Here is a 24,425-nt window from a genome sequence, read left to right as displayed (position 1 = left end):
GTTGTTTAAAAAGCAAGGAGCTTATCATGAAAAAGCATGAGCTGATTGACCAAGATGGACAAGCCGACTTTGGTATTTTTCCAGATGGAGTAGATGACATCAATTACTTGGATTTTGACCTGCGTAGTACTATGGGTAAATCCAGAAGTACGCTTTTTAAAAAGTTAAGCTTTAATCAATTTCAATTTATTAGTTTGAGTTGTGAGCAGTTAATTATTGGTTTAGCGATCGTTGATTTAAAAATTGCGAGTCACTGTTTTGTATATGTATACGACCCACAAACGACAGAATTCGATGAAGTCAGTTTTATCAGCTTACTGGCTTTAAATACGTGTATTGATAGCACACCAAACACCGGGCAAGCGACTTTTCGAAAAGGGCGTAACAGCGTAACTATTAATACAACCGCTAAGCCGCAAATACGCTCGGTAGAGGTAAATTTAAAGTCCGGGCTGAAAATTAGTGCCTGTATTGATGAATCGATAAATTATAACCCGCTTGCGGTGTGTGTTCGTGCCGGTTTTACAGGCTTTCATTTTACCCAAAAAACTGCCGCATTACCCTGTACTGGAACACTTCAGTGGCGTGGTAAAAAATATGTATTTGAAGAGCTTAAAATACTGGCAAGTGTTGATTGGAGCGCGGGTTTCATGCGTCGCGAAACCTTTTGGAACTGGGGGAGTTTAGCCTGCACATTAGCTGATGGCCGCCGCTTAGGTTTAAATTTAAGTGCGGGGGTTATTGAAACAGGTTTTACCGAAAACGCCTTGTGGCTCGATGGCACGCTTTATAAAATTGATATGGTCGATTTTCAATTTGAGCGCAATGGTAATGCTAAAGCAACGAGTAAATGGCGGCTGCGTTCAAACGACGGTATCATCAATTTATACTTCGAACCAGCAGGTAAACGCCAAGATAAAACTAACTTAATTATTATCGCGACTAACTTCACTCAACACTTCGGCCGTTACTATGGTGAAATAACTCTTGCAGACGAAGTTATCACACTTAACGGCGAATGGGGATTTACCGAAGACCACTATGCGAAGTGGTAAAGAGTACTTAATACCAATCGACTTAAATATTTAACCATTCTAGCGAGCTAAATAAAGCGCTAACTGCGTTATAATTTTTTCAAGTAGAACAACTGCATGTCAAAATTTATGCCTTGTTATCACTCCATTTATCTGTCGCTATAAATGGTCAGTAACTTTACACGATTGGTATAACCTGACTATCGTTTAAAAATGAACTTAACATCTATCCCAAGATCAGCTCGTTGCCGCGTCACTAAATTCAATTGATTTGTTCAACGACTATAGTGCTTAATGCACTGTGTGATAAACCAAATCGAATCTTGTATTAGGTAAACACCGACAGCACCCAACGTGAGTAAAGTCGCGGCAGCTTGCAACAGCAAATGCTGCGACACATGCTTCGCCAGCAAGCCGTTCTCCCCAGCAGTGAGCCAAGTCCCCAAAAAATCTCACTGTAACCAAATTGCTCAGGCGTGAACCCCAGCGCTGCGAAATTAAATCCACCCAGTTGGTAATAAGAAAAAAGGGAAATGTTGTAAAGTGCCACCAACAATTACCACTGACATTTTTTAACTAACTCAAACCAAGAACGAGTAAACTTTTTAGGGGGGATTTTCTTTGGTGGTACGATAGGGACTTCGAGCTTTTTAGCAAAGTAACGGTGTACAAAGGTTTTCATTTGATCGCTTTCTAATTGCTCGTAAGCTATTTGCAATTGTGCTACGTCCTTTCGGCTAACATAATTTCCTTTAAGTTTTTTAAAACGCATTTCCAGCCATAGTAATAAAGCTTGTTTAGCCTCATTGGGAAAGGCATGGGTTAAAGTGGATGTGGGTCCGTATAATCTTTCAAAGTTTATTGTTTGATCTTGGATCAAAAATACCATTAACAGATTTAATCCTGCAGAAATTTGTCCCGCTCGCTTGTCAATAATTTGATAACGGCTTAAGGCACTACGAAAATAATGTTCAGCTTCTGGGATTTTATTCTCATCAAGTGCCAAATAGCCCAAGTTACTTTCTATCATGGCGACAACATTAGGGAGGTTTAAACGCACCGTGAAATTATAGCTTTCGGCATATAGGTTACGCGCTTCGTCATTGTTATTTTGTGCCATAGCGACCAGTGCCATACTGTTGGTAAGCGTCAAGCGTTGACGATCATTTTCAGCGTATTTATAACCACATTGAAAACTTAGTTGGGCATCGTCTAAATACTCTGCATAGCGTAGCCAAATACCTAACGCACTCATAATAGACGTTATTCTCTTTTTGAAATAAGGGGCTTGCTGCTGACTAAATATCGCATCTACAGACTGATGAAGGCGGTCAAATTGGCTGGTCGGAACGGCTGCTCGGGCGTTAATAAGATGCCAACGAATAAATAACTCAGGTGAAACTTTATCGATATCGTCAAGATTTTCAAGAATAATAATAGATTGCGCTGGGTTGACCACAAGGTAGTCTTCAGCTTCGTTTAACTTATTTTCAAAAGTGCTTAGTTCAGTAGCAAAAGCTTGCTGAAAACCAAGTAACAGGAACCAACATATAACGAAAAGCCGTAACAACTTGATCTCAATTACTTAATGATGTGATTGATAATTATAGTTGCCGCAGTCATACAAATCAAAGCTAATAAACCAGAATAAGTTCTCAGCTATCAAGTATGTTGTATTTAAAGGTGATATTTATCATAAAAGAGAAAATAACACAGATAGAAAAAGCCCTAGATCTATATAGATTTAGGGCTTTCATTTATTTACTGTTAATGTCAATCAGCTTATTGTTTAGAACTTTTCAGCTCTCTATTATTCGTCTATCGATCTCAATAATGCATTAATCCCTACTTTTTCGCGGGTTTGCTGATCTACTTTTTTCACGATAATTGCAGCGTACAAGCTGTGAGTACCGTCTTTTGATGGCAGTGCGCCTGGAACAACCACTGCACCTGCTGGTACGCGGCCGTAGTGGATCTCGCCAGTTTCGCGGTCGTAAATGCGAGTACTTTGGCTGATGTAAACACCCATTGAAATAACAGCGCCTTCTTCAACGATCACGCCTTCTACAATTTCAGAGCGTGCACCAATAAAACAGTTATCTTCAATGATAGTAGGATTGGCTTGTAATGGCTCTAAAACGCCACCTATGCCAACACCTCCTGACAAGTGTACGTTCTTACCAATTTGTGCACACGAGCCTACAGTGGCCCATGTATCAACCATAGTACCATCATCAACGTAAGCACCAATGTTTACATATGATGGCATCAATACTACATTTTTACCGACAAAGCTGCCTTTACGGGCAACAGCGTTTGGTACAACGCGCATGCCACCTTGCTGAAATTGCTCCGGTGTATAGTCGCTAAATTTAAGTGGTACTTTGTCATAAAACTGGTTTACGCCGTCGTTCATTGGTTGATTGTCACGAATACGAAACGACAGTAACACGGCTTTTTTTAGCCATTGATGGACAACCCACTCACCACTGATTTTTTCAGCAACACGGGCGGCACCACTATCAAGTAGCTCAAGTACATCGATTATGGCTTGTTTTACATCACTAGGTACTGTGCTCGGGCTGATGCTATCACGGTTATCCCAGGCGTTTTCAATGGTGGTTTTTAAATCTGACATAAGATCCTCTTATTCGGTTTCTGCGTTGAGTTTTTTACGCAATGCTTGATGAATTTTTGCTTGTTCTTCGTCGGTAAGAGCTTGGTATTCGTTATTCGATACCACGAAGAAATCTTCTGCACGTTCACCTACGGTGGTGATCCGCGCGGCGTGTATATGTAATAAATGGGCTTGAAACACTTCGGCAATTTTGGTTAATAAGCCAGGAATATCTACCGCTTGAATTTCGATTAAGCTGCGGTCTTTACGCGGGTGAGGGCGCAGGATAATTTTTGGTTTAATATTAAAATCTTTAAAGCGTTGTGAGCGATTCTTTTTAAAGCGAATTTTCTTTTTCGGATCAGCAAGAGCTTGATCAAGGCCGCGTTTGATTGACTGCGCTTGAGCGCTGGCAATCGGGTCGCCACTGACTTCAAGTACTACAAAGCTAAACAGCACATAGCCGTCGCGAGTGGTGAGCACTTGAGCATGTTGAATTTGCGCTTTTTTAGAGCCGATCACACTTACTAAACGGGCAAATAAACCGCCGGAGTAGGGGCTATAAACAAAAATCTGTGTACCGCCGTGCATGGCTGTATTTGATACCGCAACACTGGGTTGGCTTAAATCAACGCAGTTTAGTAAATGTTCGGTGTGCCATGATAGTTGTTGTTCACTAAAGGCCGTAAAGTAATTTGCTTTAAAACGGCTCCAAATTAAATCAATCTGATTTTCATCATAGCCATTGTTGATTAACCGTTGTTTGGCTTGATGCTTTTTATCGCGAATTTGGTCGCGCTGATCCATAGGATTTTCAAGGCCTAACCGTAACGCCCTTTGAGTATGCAGGTAAAGCTCACGCAACAAGGTGTTTTTCCAATCATTCCACAAGTTGTCGTTAGTGGCGCGAATATCTGCGACGGTTAAGCAGTATAGGTAATCAAGTTGTCGTTCGGTTTTAACTCGAGTAGCAAAGTCTTTGATCACATCTGGGTCATTAATATCTTTACGCTGTGCAGTTACAGACATAAGTAAATGGTTACTAACTAGCCAAGCAATCAATTTGCCATCGGAAGTTGAAAAACGGTGTAATTTGGCAAAAGCAATGGCATCAACAGCACCGAGTTCTGAGTGATCGCCGCCACGGCCTTTGGCAATGTCATGGAAGATGCCCGCTAAATACAGTAGCTCGGGCTTGTCCATGCGGGTGACTATTTCACAACAAATAGGAAACTCACTGACGTTTGCTTTATCAAAATATTGATAAATGTTATTGATCAACTTATGAGTATGTTCATCCACAGTATAAGCGTGAAATAAGTCAAATTGCATCTGTCCAAAAATGTTTCGCCACTGGGGTAAATAAGCGGCAAGCATGCCGTGCTTGTGCATTAAAGTAAATGCACGGCCCATGCCGTTAGGGTGTTTAATTAGCCGTAAAAAGGCTTCACGACAGGCGGCATAATCTTGCAAATCTCCTAACAGGCGACGGCGCACTTGGCGAATGGTACGGATAGTACTTGGGTAAATATGGGTAATTTCAGGGTTATCGGCAATGTGTTCGAACAATACAAATAGTTGATCACGGCGAAAGAACACGGACGGATTTTTTACCCTAATTTGATGGCCAACACGTTCGAAATTACGATCGAGTTCAACTACTGCTTGTTCGTTACTTTCCGGTAAAATGCTTTGTTCAAAATATGATAACAACATTTGATTTAGCTCACGGACCCGGCTCATGATCCTAAATAATCGCTTCATCATCCGCTCAACTGAGGCTTTACCATCGCTACCAAAGCCAAGTAAATCAGCAGCCAGTGGTTGATGATCAAATAATAACCGGTTCTCAGAGCGTCCAGCCGCTAAATGCAGCGCAAAACGGATATTCCAGAGATTTTCTAAACACTCTAGGAGCTCTTGGTATTCTTCATGAGTGAGATAGCCGTGGCTAATAAGCTCTTGTAAGGTTTCGGCTCTAAAATGTTTTTTAGCAACCCAAATGATGGTTTGCAGATCTCGCAGGCCTCCGGGATTTTCTTTGATATTTGGTTCGAGGTTGTATGCTGTACCGTGACATTTTTTATGACGCAGTTGTTGCTCATGTACTTTTGCTAAAAAGAATTCGTCAGAGTGCCATACAGGCGTATCAAGAATATGCTCTTTGAGTTTTTCATATTCAATGTGATTACCGAACAGTAGTCGACTTTCAAGCAAGCTAGTGGCAAAAGTTACGTCGGCACGTTTTTGCTCAATCGCTTGCTCAATGGTACGCACACTGTGGCCAATTTCTAAATTAAGATCCCAGAGCATGGTCACAAATTGGCCGATCTTTTCACACACGGCATCACTAGGTTGCTCAGTAACTAGCAGTAAAAAATCGATATCTGAATAGGGGTGCAGCTCACCGCGACCGTAACCGCCAACGGCGATCAAGGCTAAATCTGGCTCATGGGCTAAATCATAAACATGAAACAGTTTAATCAGTAAGCGGTCGATAAACTCAGCCCGGGCATTAATCAAATTACCGACTGGCTGTTTTGAAAACTCGTTTTGTAACCATTTATAAAAATAATTAGAACAATCGCGATAATCGGTTAATTGCTCAGCATCGCTGAGCAATTTTTTAACTTTATTGGGTAATGCCACGTGGGCTGGCTCCTTAGCATACTAATTTCACCCTAAGTCGGGTGAGTCAGTATTTAATGTTCAATGATCCGGTCAATCGTATCATCTGATCGAAGCGTTAAAATTTCAACACCATTTTCAGTTACTAATAAGGTGTGTTCCCACTGCGCAGACAAGCTACGGTCTTTAGTAACCACAGTCCAGTCATCTTTTAGTAGTTTACACTGGCGTTTACCCGCGTTAACCATTGGCTCAATAGTCAAACACATACCTGCTTTTAGGGCTTCGCCAGTTCCAGCGCGGCCATAATGCATTATTTGTGGTTCTTCATGAAACTCTGCACCAATACCATGGCCGCAATATTCACGAACAATTGAGTAGTTAAAGCTCTCTGCATATTTTTGAATCGCTTCGCCGATATCACCTAAACGCACGCCTGGTTTAACCATTTTTATTGCTAAATAAAGGCTTTCTTGCGTTACTTCAGCAAGACGCTTGCCTTGGATGTTTGGCGTGCCAACATGAAACATTTTTGATGTGTCGCCGTGGTAGCCATCTTTGATAACCGTGATATCGATATTGACACTGTCGCCATCTTTTAATGCTTTGTCGTTAGGAATACCATGGCAAATTACATGGTTTACTGAGGTGCAAATTGATTTAGGAAAACCATGGTAATTTAGTGGGGCAGGAATTGCCTTTTGCACATCGACAATATAATTATGACAAATTGTATTTAGTTCATCAGTGGTTACACCGGGAACTACATGTGACTCTATCATTTCCAGGACATCTGCCGCTAAGCGCCCGGCTACACGCATTTTCTCTATTTCTTCAGGGGTCTTGATCACAGCACTCATGGAGGCTCCATTGTCGAGTTTTACACATTTATCGTCGCACAAATTTTGCACGCGACGTTGAATATTTGTTTTTAATATGGTATAAAGCGCGCCGTCTTTTTACAAATAAATTCTTAAATGATTTTTTGTATTTAAGGCAAACACAATTTTATTTTAACACACACACGTATCGTCACATACACTTGGGTGCATTTCAGTTTCATTTAACTGCGGTGTTGGTGCTATGGGGTATGTGGAGGCCTAACCCTAAACTAAACAGAGGAAATACAAAATGGCAAACGTTTCAATGCGCGACATGCTTCAAGCTGGTGTTCACTTCGGTCACCAAGCACGTTACTGGAATCCTAAGATGAAGCCTTTCATCTTCGGCGCACGTAACCGTGTTCATATCATCAACCTTGAGCAAACTGTTCCAATGTTCAACAACGCACTTAAGTTTTTAACTGGTGCTGCGTCAAACAAAGGTAAAGTTCTTTTCGTTGGTACTAAGCGCGCAGCAAGCGAGTCGGTTAAAGAAGCCGCTATCGCTAGTGATCAGTATTACGTAAATCACCGTTGGTTAGGTGGTATGTTGACTAACTGGAAAACAGTTCGTCAATCAATCAAGCGTCTTAAAGACCTTGAGATCCAAAGCCAAGACGGTACTTTCGAGAAGTTAACTAAGAAAGAAACGTTAATGCTTAACCGCGAAATGGAAAAGCTTGAAAAGAGCCTTGGCGGTATCAAAAACATGGGTGGTCTTCCTGACGCACTTTTCGTTATCGATGCAGACCACGAGCACATCGCTATCCGTGAAGCTAACAACCTAGGTATTCCAGTTGTTGCGATCGTTGATACTAACTCTAACCCAGACGGTGTTGATTTCATCGTACCTGGTAATGATGATGCTATCCGTGCAATCAACCTTTACACAGGCGCAGTTGCAGCAGCAATCACTGAAGGTCGTGAGAGCAATATCGTTGCTCAAGCTGAGAAAGACGACTTCGTAGAAGCTGAGTAATTAGCTGTCATCAAGTCTTCATCTAATTTTAGATGAAGACTTGCTATTCTTGTAGAGCGGGTAACCCGCTTATCTAAACCTGAATTCAGATTTGAGGATTTACTAATGGCTGTAACTACTGCCCTAGTTAAAGAATTACGCGAGCGTACCGGCGCTGGCATGATGGATTGTAAAAAAGCGTTAACTGAAACAGATGGTGACATCGAGTTAGCGATTGAAAATATGCGTAAAAGTGGCGCTGCAAAAGCTGCTAAAAAAGCAGGTAACATTGCTGCTGAAGGTACTATCATCATCAAGCAAAATGCAGGTGTTGCAGTACTAGTTGAAGTTAACTGTCAAACTGACTTCGTAGCAAAAGACGTAAGTTTCTTAGCATTTGCTAACAAAGTTGCTGATGCTGCTATTGCAGAAACGATTTCTATCGAAGACTTACAAGCTAAGTTCGAAGAAGATCGTGTTGAACTAGTTACTAAAATTGGCGAAAACATCAACGTACGTCGTTTACAGTACATTGCTGGTGAGCAACTAGTTGAGTACCGTCACGGTGAGCGTATTGGTGTTGTTGTTGCTGGTGTTGCTGATGAAGAAACACTTAAGCACGTTGCAATGCACGTTGCTGCTTCAAACCCAGAGTACCTAGCACCTGAAGATGTACCTGCTGACGTTGTTGAAAAAGAAAAGCAAGTACAAATCGAAATCGCGATGAACGAAGGCAAGCCTGCTGAAATCGCTGAGAAGATGGTTGTTGGTCGCATGAAAAAATTCACTGGTGAGGTTTCTCTTACTGGTCAAGCTTTCATCATGGAACCTAAAAAATCTGTTGGCGAAATTCTTAAAGAGAAAAACGCAACAGTTACTGGCTTCGTACGTGTAGAAGTTGGTGAAGGTATCGAGAAGAAAACTGAAGATTTTGCTGCTGAAGTTGCTGCACAGATTGCTGCTGCTAAAGGTCAATAAAATCGATTTCCTTTGACGAAAAAGTGAGTTAGATGAAATTATTCTGTTATTTGCTTTTGCGTCATCGCTGAAAATTCTTTAAAATAACCGCGCTCTTTATGTGAAAATCATAAGCGCGGTTATTTTTTATCCTTTTTTTATAAAGTTGGCCCAAATACTATGACAATCAATCGTAAACCTATTTTTAGACGCGTTCTTCTCAAATTAAGCGGTGAAGCACTGATGGGAGACGAAGGCTTCGGCATCGACCCAAAAGTATTAGACCGTATGGCGCAAGAAATCAAAGAGCTTGTAGAACTCGACGTAGAAGTGGGTTTAGTTATCGGTGGCGGTAACTTTTTACGTGGCGGCTCACTTGCTGAAGCAGGCATGAATCGCGTAGTTGGCGATCATATGGGGATGCTAGCAACTGTCATGAATGGCCTTGCAATGCGTGATGCGTTGCACCGTGCATTTGTAAATTGTCGTTTAATGTCAGCTATCCCACTTAACGGTGTGTGTGATGCATACAACTGGGCTGAGGCAATTAGCTTATTAAAAACGGGCCGTGTAGTTATTTTTGCAGCCGGTACTGGTAACCCATTCTTTACAACGGATTCGGCCGCGTGTTTACGTGGTATTGAAATTGAAGCCGATACCGTGATTAAAGCCACCAAGGTTGATGGTGTTTACAGTGATGATCCGGTAAAAAATCCAGAGGCGACACTTTACCGTCACTTGAGCTACAATGAAATCATTGAAAAAGAATTAAAAGTAATGGATCTTGCGGCATTCACTCTTGCGCGTGATCACAAGATGCCGTTGAGCGTATTTAATATGAATAAATCAGGCGCTTTAAAGCGTGTAATTATGGGCGAAGAAGAAGGCACTCTTATTTCTTCACAAGCCTCAGATGAAGTTATTAACTAGATTAGGATTGAACCGTGATAAACGATATTCAAAAAGATGCTGCAGAACGTATGCAGAAAAGTGTAACGGCACTTAGCAGTCAACTATCTAAAATCCGTACTGGCCGTGCTCATCCGGCAATATTAGATGGCATTATGGTGCCATACTACGGCGCACCAACGCCATTGAACCAAGTTGCCAATGTAACGATTGAAGATTCACGTACACTTGCGTTAAGTGTATTTGATAAATCGCTTGCACAAGCGGTAGAGAAAGCAATCATGGCATCTGACTTAGGTTTAAACCCAATGTCAGCGGGTTCTGTGATCCGTGTACCACTTCCTCCGCTAACTGAGGAACGTCGTAAAAACTTAATTAAAATCGTTCGTGGTGAAGTTGAAAGCGGCCGTGTTGCAATCCGTAATATTCGTCGTGATGCTAACGGTGACGTTAAAAACTTATTGAAAGATAAAGATATTTCTGAAGATGAAGCGCGTCAATCTGATGATGCAATTCAAAAGCTAACGGACAAATTCATTAAAGAGATGGACACTCAATTAGCGGCGAAAGAAGCCGAGTTGATGGAAATCTAAGCTAGTAAATTTATTAGTTTTGAAACGCCGTCTGGGGTATACTAGGCGGCGTTTTTTTATGGAATACTCGATATTTATGGTTCTTAACGCTGATAAAATTTCCCAGCAATGTTTACCCAAGCATGTCGCTATAATCATGGATGGCAATGGTCGTTGGGCACAAGCCAAGAATAGACCACGTGTGTACGGTCATAAAAAAGGCGTGGATGCGGTCCGTCAGTCTGTGCAGTTTTGTACTAAATTAGGAGTAGAGTCATTGACTCTATTCGCTTTTAGTAGTGAAAACTGGCATCGCCCCGAAGATGAAGTCAGTACCTTGATGGAGCTGTTTTTGTTTGTGCTGAGTAAGGAAGTTAAAAAGCTACACAAAAATAATGTTAAGTTAACCATTATTGGTGACTTATCTCGTTTTTCAGATACTTTGCGCAGCAAGGTTGATGCAGCACATGAATTAACGGCTAATAATACTGGTTTGCAACTGAATGTAGCGGCAAATTATGGTGGTCGATGGGATATAACAAATGCTGCAAAGCAATTAGGTAAGCTGATTGCTGCAGGGACGTTAAACCCTGATGATATTACAGAGCACGATTTAGCCGCCCATATGAGTATGCAAGATCAGGCTGAACCTGACTTGTTGATCCGTACTGGTGGCGATTTACGCATAAGCAACTTTTTATTGTGGCAAGCTGCTTATGCTGAACTTTACTTTACCGATACGCTTTGGCCTGACTTCAATGAAGCAGCTTTTGCTGATGCTATCGCTTGTTACGTTGCCAGAGAGCGACGGTTTGGTTGTACTGGCGAACAAATAAAACAATTACTCGCTGAAACCTAATTAAAAAGGGTAACACTTTGCTAAAACAACGAATTTTAACCTCTTTAGTGCTAGCGCCTTTGGCACTGGTGTTGGTTTTTTATACACCTCTTACATTGTTTAGTTACATTGCTGGCGCGATTGTTTTATTAGGCGCGTGGGAATGGTCGGCATTTATGGGGTTATGCGATAAAGTTAAACGTTTTTCGTTTGTGACGTTTATTGGCTTGTTACTGGTACTGCTTAATTGGCATTGGCCAATTGATGGACTGTGGGTCGACGGCCAGCTCGTAGGAGACGCAAATTATATATTCACACTGTCATTTTCGTGGTGGATTGTAGCCACCTACCTAGTGTGGCGCTACCCAGCAATGGCTAAAGCATGGAACGAAGGGGTGGTTATGCGCGCTATTGCCGGTATTCTCACCTTAGTACCGCTGTGGCTTGCGCTTAATACACTGCGCAGTGCTAACTATGAGCAATCAACGCACTTTGGTTCGATGCTTATTTTAGTGGTACTGGGGATCGTATGGAGTGCTGACATTGGTGCATACTTTACGGGTAAAAACTTTGGCAAGCATAAGTTAATGCCAAAAGTGAGCCCTAATAAAACCATTGAAGGTTTAGCTGGTGGCTTAGTTGCTGCGGTAATTTTTGTTTTAGCGTTTTGTCATTTTACCAATGTAGATATGTCTGTTTGGCCAATTTACGCGATTATGACTGTATTCATCGCGTTATTCTCAGCTATTGGCGACTTACTCGAAAGTATGTTTAAACGCGAAGCTGGTCTTAAAGATAGTGGCTCATGTTTGCCTGGCCATGGGGGTATTTTAGATCGCCTTGACAGCCTAACTGCTGCAGCCCCCATTTTTGTGTTGTGCTATGCATGGACACTTAGTTTATGAGTTGTAGACAACAACTCGTCATTCTCGGCGCAACAGGTTCCATTGGTTTAAGTACCTTAGATGTTGTTGCGCGTAATCAAGAACAGTTTGCTGTATTTGCACTTGCGGCAGGTAATAATAGTGAATTGATGGCGCAATTGTGTATTGCTCATCAACCACGCTTTGCAGTGATGGCAGATGACAGCGCTGCAGCTAAGTTAAGCCAACACTTATCGGGCAGTGGCTGCAAAACAGTGATCCGCAGTGGCATTGCCGCCATGAGTGAACTGGCCGCTCACCCAGACGTTGACGCGGTAATGTCGGCGATTGTTGGTGCAGCAGGGCTCATACCTACACTCAGTGCGGTAGAAGCAGGTAAAAAAGTATTACTGGCGAATAAAGAATCTTTAGTCATGTCAGGTCAGTTGTTTATTGATAAAGTAAAACAACATAAAGCCACTTTACTACCGATTGACAGTGAACATAATGCCATATTCCAGTGCCTGCCAAGTGCACTGCAAGGCTCTAAAACTAATGCACAGTTACATGAGCATGGGGTAAGTAAAATTTTACTTACCGGTTCTGGTGGGCCTTTTTTAACGTGTGATATTGCCTCTTTAAAAGACGTTACTGTGGCACAAGCCGTGGCGCATCCAAATTGGTCGATGGGACAAAAGATATCTGTTGATTCAGCCACTATGATGAATAAAGGCCTTGAGTTTATTGAGGCTAAATGGCTATTTAACTGCCAGGCAAACGATATTGAAGTGGTCATTCACCCGCAAAGTATTATTCATTCAATGGTGCAATACCAAGATGGCTCGGTGCTAGCGCAAATGGGGAATCCAGATATGCGTACACCGATTGCTCATGCTTTAGCATACCCACAGCGTATTGATGCTGGAGTAACACCACTGGATTTTTCACAGCTTGCTGATTTTACTTTTACGAAACCAGATTTTGCCCGCTATCCCAATTTACAATTAGCTATTGCTGCGTGTAATGCTGGACAAGGTGCTACAACGACAGTTAATGCTGCCAATGAAATTGCTGTGCAGGCATTTTTACAAGGGCAGATAGGCTTTACTGATATATACCGCATTAATGCACAAACATTAGACACAACGGTTGATGTAAACGTACACACGCTCGATGAAATTCTTGAATGTGACCGTTTAGCTCGACTTCAAGCGACGCAACTCATTGCAAAGGTAGTACGCTAATATGTTCGATTTTCTGTGGAATTTAGGTTCTTTTATTCTAGCGCTGGGAATTTTAGTAACAGTGCATGAATATGGCCATTTTTGGGTTGCCCGCAAAGCGGGTGTGAAGGTGTTAAGGTTTTCTATTGGCTTTGGTAAACCGCTAATAAAATGGCACGATAAACACGACACTGAATATGTCATTGCAGCAATTCCTTTAGGTGGCTACGTGAAAATGCTTGATGAACGTGTTGATGAGGTGTCAGCTGAACAACGTCACTTATCATTTAATGCCAAGTCAGTACAAGCGCGTATCGCGATTGTAGCGGCAGGCCCGCTGGCTAACTTTATATTTGCTATCTTTGCTTTAGCTGCGATGTACATGGTTGGGGTTCAATCGGTGAAGCCGGTGGTTGGCTCAGTAAATGAGGGTAGCCGCGCTGAGCAAGCCGGTATTATGCCTAGTCAGCAAATTATAAAAATTGGCGATAATGATATTGCTACCTGGCAAGATGCTACGTTTGCGTTAATGGCCAGCCTAGGTGATAAAAGCGTTGCAGTTACCGTGCGTGACGAGCAATTTCAAGAACAGGTTAAAATGCTTGATATTGATGGTTGGAAACTTGATCAACAAGATGTGCCACCATTAGCTTCATTAGGTATTGTACCGTTTCGTCCGCAGGCGACTTTAACCGTTGCCACAATTTCGCCAAACTCTGCTGCAGCAGACGCTAATTTACAAGCAGGCGATGAAATTATCGCAGTAAATGGTGAAAAAATAACCAGTTGGACGCAGTTAGTTAATGTTATTCAGCAATCCGCTAACAAATCATTACAATTTAGTGTAAAAAGACAAGATAGTATAGAGCTGCTAAATGTTACGCCGAAAGGACAACGTAATAGTGATGGCTTGCTACAAGGCTTTTTAGGTGTAGCGCCGGTGGTTGAAACATGGCCAGATGGTTACATTGAAACTAGACATTATGGTCCACTCGATAGTATGGTGCTGGGCGTAAGTGAAACATGGCGCTTGATCAGCCTAAGTTTTGATATGATTGGTAACTTAATTACTGGTCAAGTATCAGTGAAGAATTTAAGTGGTCCAGTTGGTATTGCTGTTGGAGCGGGAACTAGCGTAAGCTATGGCTTAGTAGCGTTTTTAGGCTTCTTAGCATTGATAAGTGTAAACTTGGGCGTATTTAATTTATTGCCCTTACCAGTGCTTGATGGTGGGCACTTAATGTATTACATAATTGAACTTTTTCGTAAAAAGCCGGTCTCTGAAAAGACACAAGAATTTGGTTTTAAAGTGGGTGCCTTGCTACTCATTTTTCTTACATGTTTCGCTTTGTTCAATGATGTATCGCGATTGTAAGCAATTGCGACAGTCTCGAATTAAAACACGATTGTAAAACACCGCTAAAGTATAATTTTAAGGTGTTGAGCGGTAATACCGTTGTAAAGGATAAAGATAATAAAATGGCTATAAAAAAACATTTGGCAGTAACAAGTTTATTAGGTGCTAGCTTTGCAGCCCTAGGCCAAAACTCCTTTATTGTTGACGATTTAAAAGTTGAAGGCTTACAGCGCGTTGCGTTGGGAGCGGCATTAACACATATTCCTATTAATGTGGGTGATAATGTTGATGACTACACAATTTCAAAAACGATTAAGTCTTTGTATAACTCAGGTCACTTCGACAACATCAAGGCACTACGTGATGGCAATAATGTTATTTTTAAAGTAACAGAGCGCCCAACAATTAGTGTTATTGAGTTTGAAGGTAATAAAGACATTAAAGACGAGCAGCTTACTCAGTCGCTTGATCAGCAAGATATTCGCCAAGGTGAACCACTGGATAAAACTGTGGTGGATAACATCGAGAAAGGCTTAATAGAGTTTTTCCACAGTATTGGTAAATACAACGCTAAAATTGATGTCAGTATCACTAAGTTACCGCGTAACCGCGTTAAGCTAAAACTTGAGTTTGATGAAGGCGATGCCGCATCTATTCGTCAGATCAACTTAGTTGGTAATGAATTATTTAGTGATGAAGACTTGTTAGCACTTGCTGAGTCACAACAAGATTTACCTTGGTGGCAGTTTATGGGCAGCGATCGCTACCAGAAACAAACCATTGAAGGCGATCTCGAGAAAATTCGTAGTTATTATTTAGACCGTGGTTACTTACGTTTTAATATTGACTCAACACAAGTATCAGTTAGTCCTGAGCGTGAATCTGTGTATGTAACAGCTAACATCACCGAAGGCGTTAAATACAAAGTGAAAGGCTTTGACTTCATTGGTGATTTACTTGGCCGTGAAGAACTGATCAAAAGCGTTATTCCACTTCGTGCCGGTGAACTTTATAATGGCTCAGTGGTTACCTCATCTGAAGAATTTATCAAAAGTTATTTAGCGCGTTTCGGTTATGCGAATGCGGAAGTTCGCACCATTCCTGAAATTGACGATGAAAACAAAGAAGTTCAGTTAACACTCTCAGTTAATCCTGGTCAGCGTGTTTATGTTCGTCGTATTATCGTTGGTGGTAACCAAAATACCGCAGATGAAGTATTACGTCGTGAAATGACCCAGCTGGAAGGCGCCTGGTTATCGAATCAGAATCTTGAGCGTTCAAAGCTACAAATTCAACGTCTTCCTTACATGGAAAGTGTTGATTTTAATGTTGTGCCAGTCCCTGGTATAGATGACCAAGTTGATGTCGATTTTACTGTTAAAGAGCAATCAGCAGGTAGCTTTAATGCAGGTCTTGCTTATGGTTCTTACTTAGGTCTGCAATTTAATATCGGTGTTACTGAGTCTAACTTCTTAGGCACGGGTAACCAGATTGGCTTTAACATCAATACCTCGCGTGGTTCAGAACGTGTTAGTTTATCGTATACCGACCCTTACTTCACTCCAGATGGTGTGTCGCAAGGCAGTAGTATTTTCTACAGTAATTACGATGCAAGTAAGTTTAGCCTCATCGATTACAAATCGAAAAGCTACGGTATTGGTACTAATATAGGCTTCCCAATTGATGCGGTAAACCGTATCAACTTTGGTGTACGTTGGATCCAAGAAGAATTATCTGAAATTGCTGAATATGAGCAAACTCGTGTACTACGTGAGACCTTCTTAGACCCGAACAACCCAGATAAAGGATTTGATTTTACTAAGTACGAACTCAGCGTTGGCTGGTCTCGTGTGACAGTAAACCGTGGCTTATTCCCAACGGCAGGTTCGCGTCAAACATTAAACTTAACAGGTACTACGCCAAACTCTGATTTAACTTACTTTAAGTTAAACTATGACTCGCGTTTTTATTGGCCGCTTTCGAATAACCATCGTTGGGTATTCTCAACCCGTGCTGCGCTTGGTTATGGTAACGGTTATGGCACAACCAATGGTTACGACCAAACATTGCCATTCCAAGAGTACTTTCGTATAACAGAAATGGAATTACGCGGTTTTGACCGTAATACTATATTGCCGCGCGCAATATCACGTACGCCACAGTTAATTCCGGGCACTTCGTTGCCAGATGGTGGCCTAACAGGTAATATCGGCGGTTCGCCAGAGTTTGATGTGTTAACACCACAAGGGCGTATTGGTGGTAATGCTAAAGCGGTTGCTGGCATGGAGTTAATTGTGCCAACTCCATTCTTGGATGAAGATAATACCAGTTCTGTACGCACCAGCTTCTTTATTGATGCTGCAAACGTATGGGATACTGAATTTAACGTTGATCGTTATAAAAATTTAGGGCCGGATGAACGCGCTAAGCTTGAGGATTATTCAGATCCGCTGCGCTTTAGGGTATCAACCGGTTTATCACTACAATGGATCTCACCTATGGGTCCTATGTTGATTAGTTTTGCGTATCCATTGCAACAAGAAGAAGATGACGATACGAAGACCATCAGCTTTAACATTAGTAATACATTCTAAAGGAGTTTTTTGTGAAAAAATCATTTAAATCATCGGCAATTGCCATTTTAGCTACACTTATGATGGGTACTTCTGCAAGTGCTTTTGCACATAAAGTAGGTATCGTAGATATGCAAGAAATCTACAAACAAATCCCACAAATGGCAAAAGTTGAGCAAACATTACAAGCTGAATTTGCTGAGCGTCGTCAAGAGCTTGAGAAGTTGCAGGGCGATATCCGCTTTGAAGCAGAAAAATTCAAGCGTGAAAGCACTACGATGAGCCAAGCGCAAAAAGATGCCTTACGTGAAAAAGTGGAAGGTATGCAAAAAAATCTTGCTGAAAAAGGTCGTCCTTTAGAGCAAGAAATTAAAGTTCGTCAAAATCAAGAATTAGCTAAAGTTCAAGGTCTTATCATCAAAGCAATCGAAGATATTGCCAAAGATGGTAAATATGATGAAGTTAAAGTTAAAGATACTACTATCTACTTTAACCCTAAAACGGTAGTTGATTTATCAAGTAAAGTTGTTGATCAAGTAAGTAAGCAATAGAACTTATTATATGCATAATTATACGCTTTCGCAGATTGCGGAACTTCTAGGCGCCGAGCTTGACGGTGACGGCGCTTGGGAAATCTCAAAAATTGCTACACTTGCAAATGCCCAATCTGGGCATATTGCATTTTTAGCGAATAAGAAATATCGCTCACAACTTAGTGATACTCAAGCGGGGGCAGTGATCTTATCTGCCGCAGATGCAGAGTATTATCAAGGTAATAAGCTCATCGTTGCTAACCCCTATGTTTGCTACGCGAAATTAGCTCAGTTACTCGATACCACGCCACGTTCAGCGTCATCAGGTATACACCCAAGTGCGGTGATCCACCCTGATGCCACGGTTGCAAGCACAGCCGCTGTTGCCGCTAATGCGGTGATTGAAGCCGGAGCGGTAATTGGTGATAACGTGCAAATAGGTGCTAATTGCTTTATTGGTGAAAACACAAAAATTGGCAATGGCACAAAACTGTGGGCAAATGTCAGTGTTTATCATGATGTAGAGATTGGCAATGATTGTTTATTTCAATCAAGTAGCGTAATCGGCAGTGATGGCTTTGGCTATGCAAACGATAAAGGACAATGGATAAAAATCCCTCAGCTTGGTCGCGTTATTATTAGTGACAAGGTTGAAATTGGTGCAGGTACTACGGTTGATCGCGGCGCAATAGACGACACGATTATTCACAGCAATGTGATTATCGATAACCAATGTCAAATTGCTCATAATGTTGAAATTGGTTCAGGCACAGCAATTGCTGGCTGTACCGTGATAGCTGGTAGTACAACTATTGGTAAAAATTGCCAGATTGCGGGGCTTGTAGGCATAAATGGTCACATAGATATCTGTGATGGTGTTATACTTACGGGTATGAGCATGGTGACTAAAGCGATTACGGAACCTGGTGTTTATTCCTCAGGGCTTCCACACTCTTCAAATAAAGAGTGGCGCAGAAACATTGCCCATTTACGTAATCTGCCAGAGATGAAAGTTCGCCTTAAAGCGCTAGAGACTCTGACTAAGTCATTAAACGTTGATCATTAATAAGGATGCTATTTTGGCAAACGAATTAAATAGCCTTGATATACAAGAAATTTTAAGCTTACTTCCGCATCGTTACCCGATGCTACTAGTTGACCGTGTGCTTGATTACACCCCTGGTGAATCATTACATGCAATTAAGAACGTAACTTTTAATGAACCGATTTTTACCGGCCATTTCCCTAACCAGCCAATTTTTCCTGGTGTATTAATTTTAGAAGCCATGGCACAGGCAACCGGTTTATTGGGTTTTAAAACTGTCGAAAATCGCAGTGAAAATGAACTATATTTATTTGCAGCGATAGATAATGCGCGCTTTAAACAACCAGTAACGCCTGGTGACACCATGCATTTACACGTTCAATTTTTAAAAGAGCGTCGTAATATTTGGAAGTTTGCAGCAGAAGCAAAAGTTGATGGCAAAATAGTATGTAGTGCCGAAATCATGTGTGCGAGAAGAGAGCTTTAATTGTGATCCATCCTACAGCGATAATCGAACCAGGTGCAAAGTTAGGTAATAATGTATCAGTTGGCCCTTACAGCTACATTGGCAACGATGTGGTTATTGGTGACAACTGCATTATCGAATCTCATGTTGTGGTCAAAGGTCCGTCAACAATAGGTTCAGGCAATCATATATTTCAATTTGCGTCTGTAGGTGAAGCCTGCCAAGACAAAAAATATAATAATGAGCCAACCACACTTATCATTGGCGATAACAATGTTATTCGTGAATGCGCGACTATCCACCGAGGTACAATTCAAGACCAAGGTGTGACTAAGATTGGCAGCAATAATTTATTTATGGCTTACACTCACGTAGCTCATGATGCAGTGATTGGCGATAACGTTATTTTTGCTAATAATGCATCTGTTGCAGGCCATGTACATATTGGTGACTGGGTTATCTTAGCGGGTAATTCAGGTATTCATCAATTCTGTAAAGTGGGGGCACATGCCTTTGTAGGTATGTACTCTGGCGTCAACAAAGATGTGCCGCCGTTTGTAACAACCATAGGTACGCCAGCAGGTCCTGTTGCAATTAATACTGAAGGCATGAAACGCCGTGGTTTTGAAAGCGATGAAGTAATGGCAACACGTCGTGCTTATAAAACATTATACCGCAAGAGCTTAGGTGTTGAAGAGGCACTTGCAGCGCTTGCTGATGATGCCGCTAAGTACCCAGCAGTACAGTTAATGGTTGATTTTGTGAAAAATTCTGAACGCGGTATTATTCGTTAATTCGTTTATGCTGTGTATAAAAGCCACCAGTTATTAAGTTAACTTGGTGGCTTTTTTGTATTCACTGTTTTGTATTTACTTTAATTCAGTTGCAGCTCAGTTGATACCTGCTACCTTTATGCATTCTAAGGGAGCGTTGAATTTTGATTAAAGCACTTTTAATTAGCTTATCACTGGCTATTTTAGCTGGCTGTAGTAGCTCGCCGACAAACTATTCTGCAACAAGCACAGGTATTCGTGAGCAGGGAAATGCTAGCTTTTATGCCGATAAATACCATGGTCGGCTGACCGCTAGTGGTGAAAAGTTTGACCAACAAGCCATGACTGCGGCGCACAAACAGCTCCCTTTTAACAGCAAAGTTAAAGTCACAAACACAGCAAATAACCGTTCAGTGGTCGTTAGAGTGAATGATCGCGGTCCTTTTATTCGCGGCCGTATCATCGATTTAACAAAGCATGCGTTTGAGCAACTCGCAGAGCCAAGCTCGGGCGTTATTAACGTAACCGTTGAAGTAATTGATTAAAAGCGTGTGATCAAGTTCACGTACTCAGGTTGCTCTGCTAATAGTTGCTGATGCGTTGCAATCGCTTTTATTTGCCCTTGATCTAACCAAATTACGTTATCCATATTGGCAAGTAAGGCAGGGTCGTGAGTTATGCTGATCACAGTACAGTGCTGCATGCTGGTTAATATCGCATCCATAACTTGATGCTTCGATTGATTGTCGAGGCCTTCGGTTGGCTCATCAAGCACTAAAATAGCTGGTGCTCTGAGTAAGGCTTGCGCTAACGCTAAACGCCGCGATTGCCCACGCGACAAACTTCTGCCACCTGTGCCTAAGCGGGTGTCTAATCCTAGTTTTAACTCGCTAAGCCAATCATCTAACTGTGCTTGTTGACAGGCTGTGCGCATTTGTTGTTTAGTTGCTGAGGGCGCCGCATAGCGTAAGTTTTCAGCAATGGTGCCATCAAAAATATGATGTTGTTGTGCGACTATGTTAATCAGTTCGCAGCGATTTTGTTGACTGATCGTGTTAATTGCTATGGTTTTGTCTGCTGAAGTTAGATTTATCTCACCATTTTGCTGTGGCCATAAACCACTGAGTAAATTAACCAGCGTACTTTTCCCACTGCCGCTTTGCCCCACAATCGCGACTTTTTGCAGTGGCTCAATAGCAAAACTTAAGTTGTTAAGCGCAAAAGTATCACTGTGGTAACAATAACTAAGATCTTTAAATTCAAGCCCTAAAGGTTGCACTGATAACGACTCCTGAACGCTTGTAGTTTCAGGGCGCAGTTTATCTTCTAAATCAAAAATACGCTTTGCAGCGCTTAGCGCTACGGGCAATTGAATAAACGCATTTGGCAGCGTTAGCACCGTTTCAAAACTAGCAAGCACAAATAAACTAAGCATTGCCAGTTCAACATTGGCCATAGCTCCGCTGTAAACTAGCGGTGCAATTATCATAATGGCACCGAGCATACTCAGTTGTACTATTAATAGTGATACGCCATTACTATGTGCTTCGGCGCTATGGCGAACAAATAGTTGCCGATTATAGCGTTCACTGGCTGCCCGACATTGCTCAATTTGTTGCTCGGTGGCTTGATAGATAGCCAGCTCTCGTAAGCCACTTAGGGTATCTGATAATTCAGCACGTAAAGTCGCCGAATAGTGAGTTTCGAGGTCGGCAGTTTGCTGAAGTTGTTTACTCAGTATGATCGGCAGGGCAACGCCTACTATTAAGAGTGCAGTAAAGCATAGTAACGCTACATTACTGTTGTAGGCTGCCATAATTGCAACCACAATTGGCACGCTGATTAGCGCAACAATCATCGGTAATAATACGTTTAAGTAAAATTTATCGAGCGCTTCAACGTCATTTTGCATGCGGTTAAATAGATCGGCGCTGCGGCTCATGGCTAAATCAACATTGCTTAGCTGGCTTAGCGTGTTAAAAACACTGACACGAATTTCACTTAATAATAAAAAGGTGGCGTTGTGGGTTACCAATCGCTCGCCGTAACGAGAGGCGGTTCTTACGATTGCCAAAAATCTAATTGTGCCGGCTGGTGTGAAGTAATTCATTTGCGTGCCAGCCAAGCCAGCTGCAGCCATGGCGGCTAAAAACCAACCAGAAATAGCCAATAAGCCAACGTTTGCCAGTACTGTTAAGGTTGCTAAAAATGCCCCTAACAGCATTGCACCTAGGTGCGGTCTACACAGTTTTAATAAACGTAAAAAATTAGTCATGCTGTTTACTCCTTGCATGCACTAAATCAAACAGCGCGCCTTGGTTATCGATGAGGGTTTTAAAGCTACCTTGCTCAATAACAGCACCATCTTTCATTACAATAACTTGTTTAGCTTGTGCAATGGTATTTAAGCGATGGGCTATCACCACAACGAGATGTTGCTGTGCATAATGATTGATAGCCGCTTGCACCTGTTGCTCAGTTTGGCTATCGAGGTGTGCGGTTGGCTCATCAAGGATCAAAATTGGCGCTTGTTTTAAAAATGCCCGAGCTAAAGCGATCCGCTGCTTTTGCCCGCCTGAGAGTCCTTCGCCTTGTTCACCAATTTGAGTGTCAAAGCCCTCTGGTAATTGATTGATAAACTCAAGTGCACCAGCTTGCTCTGCTGCAGTTTCTAGCTGCGTGAGTGTGGCATCCGGTTTGGCCAATAGTAAGTTAGCTTTGATACTGTTAAACAATAAAGTAGGTTGTTGTGGGATCCAGGCAATATGTTGCTGCCATTGCTTAATGTGTGATGCGGCTAATTGTTGTTGATTTACCATAACAGCACCGATCACCTGAGGATGAAACCCTAATAAACAATCGAGTAAGGTGCTTTTACCAGCACCACTTTGACCAACGATGGCATACAGGCCTGTGCCTGCAAATGTTAGGTTTATATTGTTAACGCCTTCATTACTTTGTGGGTAATGAAAATTTAAATTATCAATATTTAGTTGTTCGATACTTGGTAAGTTTAAGCTATTTTGAGTATTTGGTTGTATGTTCTCAAGAGCCTTAGCAGGGAGTGGCTCATTCAATATTTTTAGCATATCAGCGGCGGCACTAATCCCTTCTAATCGGGCATGGTAATGGCTGCCGAGTTGGCGCAGCGGTAAATAAAACTCCGGGGCAAGTAACAGTACAACAAAGCCGGTCGAAAAATCTAAGGTACCAAAAAACAACCGAAAACCGATTATCACCGCTACTAACGCGACACTAATGGTCGCTAAAAACTCGAGTGCGAAAGATGATAAAAATGCGATTTTTAATACGTTTAAAGTCGCATGGCGAAAGTCATCGGAAATTTTGGCAATTTGTTTTAGTTCGCGCGTAGTCGCATTAAATAACTTTAGTTGGGTTAAGCCTTGTAAGCGGTCAAAAAAGTAATTACCCAACACAGCTAGTTGTTGCCAACGTTGTTGATTCAGTTGTTCTGCTTTGTGGCCAACCAAAATCATAAAAAACGGAATTAGGGGGGCGGTGAATAAAAAAATCAACCCAGCTTTCCAATCGGTAGGAAAAATCACCATCAGGATAGCCAAAGGAATAAGCGCACTGTAAGCCACGCTCGGTAAATAATTAGCATAATAATCGTGCAGTGCTTCAACACCATTGTGTAGGGTGTTTAAAGTCGCGCCATGACCTTGTTGTTCAATATAACTTGGCCCAAGTAAGGTGAGTTTCTCGAGTAAAGCATGGCGCATTGCAGTTTTAATTTTAAGTGCGGCTTGGGCACTTATGCGCTGCGAAAATCCAAGCAATATTCCGCGCCCTAAAATCAATGCTGCTAATGGCCAAAGTAAAGGGGTAATAGTGGCTAAATTGGCGTGTTCAAACATCACTAAATGAATTGATCGTGCCACTAAATAAGCACTGGCAATCATCAATAATGCGTTAAATGTTCCTAGCGCAATACTGATTTTTAAAAGACTGCCAGCGTGATTGGAATGCGTTTTTAAAAACGCGCGTAGCGTAGTTTGCTGCGCGCGATTTGGTCGGGGGTTAGTCGTCATTTTGGCGATTAAGCCTATCGTGTAATTCTTGTTCGTCGTCAGCGATACTGTCTTTGTTCTGGCCAAATTCGTACCACATAACGTTGATCACACCTAACGTACAGGCTAATAAAACACCGAGTATCCAAGCAAAATACCACATAGAT

General features: G+C 41.8%; 22 protein-coding genes. 15 read left to right on the top strand and 7 right to left on the bottom strand.

From position 1 onward, the window contains the following. Positions 1-26 precede the first annotated feature (26 nt). Entirely contained in the window at positions 27-1,055 is a 1,029-nt protein-coding gene (locus PVK79_RS16850; RefSeq protein WP_257326217.1) for a DUF2804 domain-containing protein, read from the top strand. Between the two features lie 535 nt (positions 1,056-1,590). Here the strand turns inward: PVK79_RS16850 and PVK79_RS16845 are convergent. The 4 genes from PVK79_RS16845 to map form a co-directional block, all read right to left on the bottom strand. Further along, positions 1,591-2,604: a tetratricopeptide repeat protein gene (locus tag PVK79_RS16845; protein ID WP_257326216.1), complete on the bottom strand. Its 1,014-nt coding sequence runs from the start codon at positions 2,602-2,604 to the stop codon at positions 1,591-1,593. Between the two features lie 240 nt (positions 2,605-2,844). Continuing rightward, a complete protein-coding gene (gene dapD / locus PVK79_RS16840; protein WP_145240464.1) occupies positions 2,845-3,672 on the bottom strand; it encodes a 2,3,4,5-tetrahydropyridine-2,6-dicarboxylate N-succinyltransferase in 828 nt (275 codons plus the stop codon). Positions 3,673-3,681: 9 nt separating this feature from the next. Beyond that, positions 3,682-6,300, bottom strand: a complete 2,619-nt coding sequence (gene glnD / locus PVK79_RS16835; RefSeq protein ID WP_145240466.1) for a [protein-PII] uridylyltransferase — start codon at positions 6,298-6,300, stop codon at positions 3,682-3,684. Between the two features lie 53 nt (positions 6,301-6,353). Then, a complete protein-coding gene (gene map / locus PVK79_RS16830) occupies positions 6,354-7,139 on the bottom strand; it encodes a type I methionyl aminopeptidase (protein WP_145240468.1) in 786 nt (261 codons plus the stop codon). A gap of 271 nt (positions 7,140-7,410) precedes the next feature. Here map and rpsB point away from each other — a divergent pair, with 271 nt between their 5' ends. From rpsB to PVK79_RS16760, 14 genes are all read left to right on the top strand, one after another. Continuing rightward, positions 7,411-8,139 carry a 30S ribosomal protein S2 gene (rpsB, locus tag PVK79_RS16825; RefSeq protein ID WP_145240470.1) on the top strand — a complete coding sequence of 243 codons (729 nt, stop codon included), beginning with the start codon at positions 7,411-7,413 and terminating at the stop codon, positions 8,137-8,139. A gap of 105 nt (positions 8,140-8,244) precedes the next feature. Then, the gene (tsf, locus tag PVK79_RS16820) at positions 8,245-9,096 is read left to right on the top strand and encodes a translation elongation factor Ts (protein WP_145240472.1); all 852 of its coding nucleotides are present in this window, start codon (positions 8,245-8,247) and stop codon (positions 9,094-9,096) included. A 159-nt stretch (positions 9,097-9,255) separates the two neighbouring features. Continuing rightward, complete coding sequence (pyrH, locus tag PVK79_RS16815) at positions 9,256-10,005, top strand: UMP kinase (protein ID WP_145240474.1); 750 nt, start codon at positions 9,256-9,258, stop codon at positions 10,003-10,005. A 50-nt stretch (positions 10,006-10,055) separates the two neighbouring features. Next, positions 10,056-10,577 carry a ribosome recycling factor gene (gene frr / locus PVK79_RS16810; protein WP_215909106.1) on the top strand — a complete coding sequence of 174 codons (522 nt, stop codon included), beginning with the start codon at positions 10,056-10,058 and terminating at the stop codon, positions 10,575-10,577. 58 nt (positions 10,578-10,635) lie between these two features. Then, positions 10,636-11,415, top strand: a complete 780-nt coding sequence (uppS, locus tag PVK79_RS16805) for an undecaprenyl pyrophosphate synthase (RefSeq protein WP_145240478.1) — start codon at positions 10,636-10,638, stop codon at positions 11,413-11,415. Positions 11,416-11,432: 17 nt separating this feature from the next. Beyond that, entirely contained in the window at positions 11,433-12,299 is an 867-nt protein-coding gene (locus tag PVK79_RS16800; protein ID WP_145240480.1) for a phosphatidate cytidylyltransferase, read from the top strand. Then, positions 12,296-13,501: a 1-deoxy-D-xylulose-5-phosphate reductoisomerase gene (gene ispC / locus PVK79_RS16795; protein ID WP_145240482.1), complete on the top strand. Its 1,206-nt coding sequence runs from the start codon at positions 12,296-12,298 to the stop codon at positions 13,499-13,501. Before PVK79_RS16800 ends, ispC begins: the two co-directional genes overlap by 4 nt. A gap of 1 nt (position 13,502) precedes the next feature. Next, on the top strand, positions 13,503-14,855 hold the full coding sequence (gene rseP, locus PVK79_RS16790) for a sigma E protease regulator RseP (RefSeq protein WP_257326215.1): 1,353 nt from the start codon (positions 13,503-13,505) through the stop codon (positions 14,853-14,855). 104 nt (positions 14,856-14,959) lie between these two features. Beyond that, the gene (gene bamA, locus PVK79_RS16785; RefSeq protein ID WP_257326214.1) at positions 14,960-17,431 is read left to right on the top strand and encodes an outer membrane protein assembly factor BamA; all 2,472 of its coding nucleotides are present in this window, start codon (positions 14,960-14,962) and stop codon (positions 17,429-17,431) included. A gap of 11 nt (positions 17,432-17,442) precedes the next feature. Beyond that, a complete protein-coding gene (locus PVK79_RS16780) occupies positions 17,443-17,961 on the top strand; it encodes an OmpH/Skp family outer membrane protein (RefSeq protein WP_145240487.1) in 519 nt (172 codons plus the stop codon). Between the two features lie 10 nt (positions 17,962-17,971). Beyond that, the gene (gene lpxD, locus PVK79_RS16775; protein ID WP_182731382.1) at positions 17,972-19,009 is read left to right on the top strand and encodes a UDP-3-O-(3-hydroxymyristoyl)glucosamine N-acyltransferase; all 1,038 of its coding nucleotides are present in this window, start codon (positions 17,972-17,974) and stop codon (positions 19,007-19,009) included. Between the two features lie 13 nt (positions 19,010-19,022). Next, entirely contained in the window at positions 19,023-19,475 is a 453-nt protein-coding gene (gene fabZ, locus PVK79_RS16770; protein ID WP_145240491.1) for a 3-hydroxyacyl-ACP dehydratase FabZ, read from the top strand. Positions 19,476-19,477: 2 nt separating this feature from the next. Continuing rightward, on the top strand, positions 19,478-20,248 hold the full coding sequence (lpxA, locus tag PVK79_RS16765) for an acyl-ACP--UDP-N-acetylglucosamine O-acyltransferase (protein ID WP_182731383.1): 771 nt from the start codon (positions 19,478-19,480) through the stop codon (positions 20,246-20,248). Between the two features lie 140 nt (positions 20,249-20,388). Continuing rightward, positions 20,389-20,772: a septal ring lytic transglycosylase RlpA family protein gene (locus PVK79_RS16760; RefSeq protein WP_179959229.1), complete on the top strand. Its 384-nt coding sequence runs from the start codon at positions 20,389-20,391 to the stop codon at positions 20,770-20,772. Here PVK79_RS16760 and cydC read toward each other — a convergent pair. From cydC to cydX, 3 genes are read right to left on the bottom strand one after another with little or no spacing between them, the layout of a single operon-like run. After that, a complete protein-coding gene (gene cydC, locus PVK79_RS16755) occupies positions 20,769-22,502 on the bottom strand; it encodes a thiol reductant ABC exporter subunit CydC (RefSeq protein ID WP_257326213.1) in 1,734 nt (577 codons plus the stop codon). The genes PVK79_RS16760 and cydC overlap by 4 nt on opposite strands. Next, complete coding sequence (gene cydD, locus PVK79_RS16750) at positions 22,495-24,279, bottom strand: thiol reductant ABC exporter subunit CydD (RefSeq protein ID WP_257326212.1); 1,785 nt, start codon at positions 24,277-24,279, stop codon at positions 22,495-22,497. The genes cydC and cydD overlap by 8 nt, the downstream gene beginning before the upstream one ends. Further along, a complete protein-coding gene (cydX, locus tag PVK79_RS16745; RefSeq protein ID WP_064667585.1) occupies positions 24,269-24,421 on the bottom strand; it encodes a cytochrome bd-I oxidase subunit CydX in 153 nt (50 codons plus the stop codon). The genes cydD and cydX overlap by 11 nt, the downstream gene beginning before the upstream one ends. Between the last annotated feature and the right edge of the window lie 4 nt (positions 24,422-24,425).

It is taken from the genome of Pseudoalteromonas rhizosphaerae (genome assembly GCF_028885455.1).
GTDB lineage: Bacteria > Pseudomonadota > Gammaproteobacteria > Enterobacterales > Alteromonadaceae > Pseudoalteromonas > Pseudoalteromonas rhizosphaerae.
Note: the sequence above shows the minus strand (reverse complement) of the source record. Positions and strands in the feature narration are given on the sequence as shown.

What these genes read in the sequence shown, in the direction of transcription:
- PVK79_RS16850 (WP_257326217.1), top strand. Translation starts at nt 27, where the DNA reads ATGAAAAAGCATGAGCTGATTGACCAAGATGGACAAGCCGACTTTGGT.
- dapD (WP_145240464.1), bottom strand. Translation starts at nt 3,672, where the DNA reads ATGTCAGATTTAAAAACCACCATTGAAAACGCCTGGGATAACCGTGAT.
- map (WP_145240468.1), bottom strand. Translation starts at nt 7,139, where the DNA reads ATGAGTGCTGTGATCAAGACCCCTGAAGAAATAGAGAAAATGCGTGTA.
- rpsB (WP_145240470.1), top strand. Translation starts at nt 7,411, where the DNA reads ATGGCAAACGTTTCAATGCGCGACATGCTTCAAGCTGGTGTTCACTTC.
- tsf (WP_145240472.1), top strand. Translation starts at nt 8,245, where the DNA reads ATGGCTGTAACTACTGCCCTAGTTAAAGAATTACGCGAGCGTACCGGC.
- pyrH (WP_145240474.1), top strand. Translation starts at nt 9,256, where the DNA reads ATGACAATCAATCGTAAACCTATTTTTAGACGCGTTCTTCTCAAATTA.
- frr (WP_215909106.1), top strand. Translation starts at nt 10,056, where the DNA reads ATGCAGAAAAGTGTAACGGCACTTAGCAGTCAACTATCTAAAATCCGT.
- uppS (WP_145240478.1), top strand. Translation starts at nt 10,636, where the DNA reads ATGGAATACTCGATATTTATGGTTCTTAACGCTGATAAAATTTCCCAG.
- ispC (WP_145240482.1), top strand. Translation starts at nt 12,296, where the DNA reads ATGAGTTGTAGACAACAACTCGTCATTCTCGGCGCAACAGGTTCCATT.
- rseP (WP_257326215.1), top strand. Translation starts at nt 13,503, where the DNA reads ATGTTCGATTTTCTGTGGAATTTAGGTTCTTTTATTCTAGCGCTGGGA.
- bamA (WP_257326214.1), top strand. Translation starts at nt 14,960, where the DNA reads ATGGCTATAAAAAAACATTTGGCAGTAACAAGTTTATTAGGTGCTAGC.
- lpxD (WP_182731382.1), top strand. Translation starts at nt 17,972, where the DNA reads ATGCATAATTATACGCTTTCGCAGATTGCGGAACTTCTAGGCGCCGAG.
- cydC (WP_257326213.1), bottom strand. Translation starts at nt 22,502, where the DNA reads ATGACTAATTTTTTACGTTTATTAAAACTGTGTAGACCGCACCTAGGT.
- cydD (WP_257326212.1), bottom strand. Translation starts at nt 24,279, where the DNA reads ATGACGACTAACCCCCGACCAAATCGCGCGCAGCAAACTACGCTACGC.
- cydX (WP_064667585.1), bottom strand. Translation starts at nt 24,421, where the DNA reads ATGTGGTATTTTGCTTGGATACTCGGTGTTTTATTAGCCTGTACGTTA.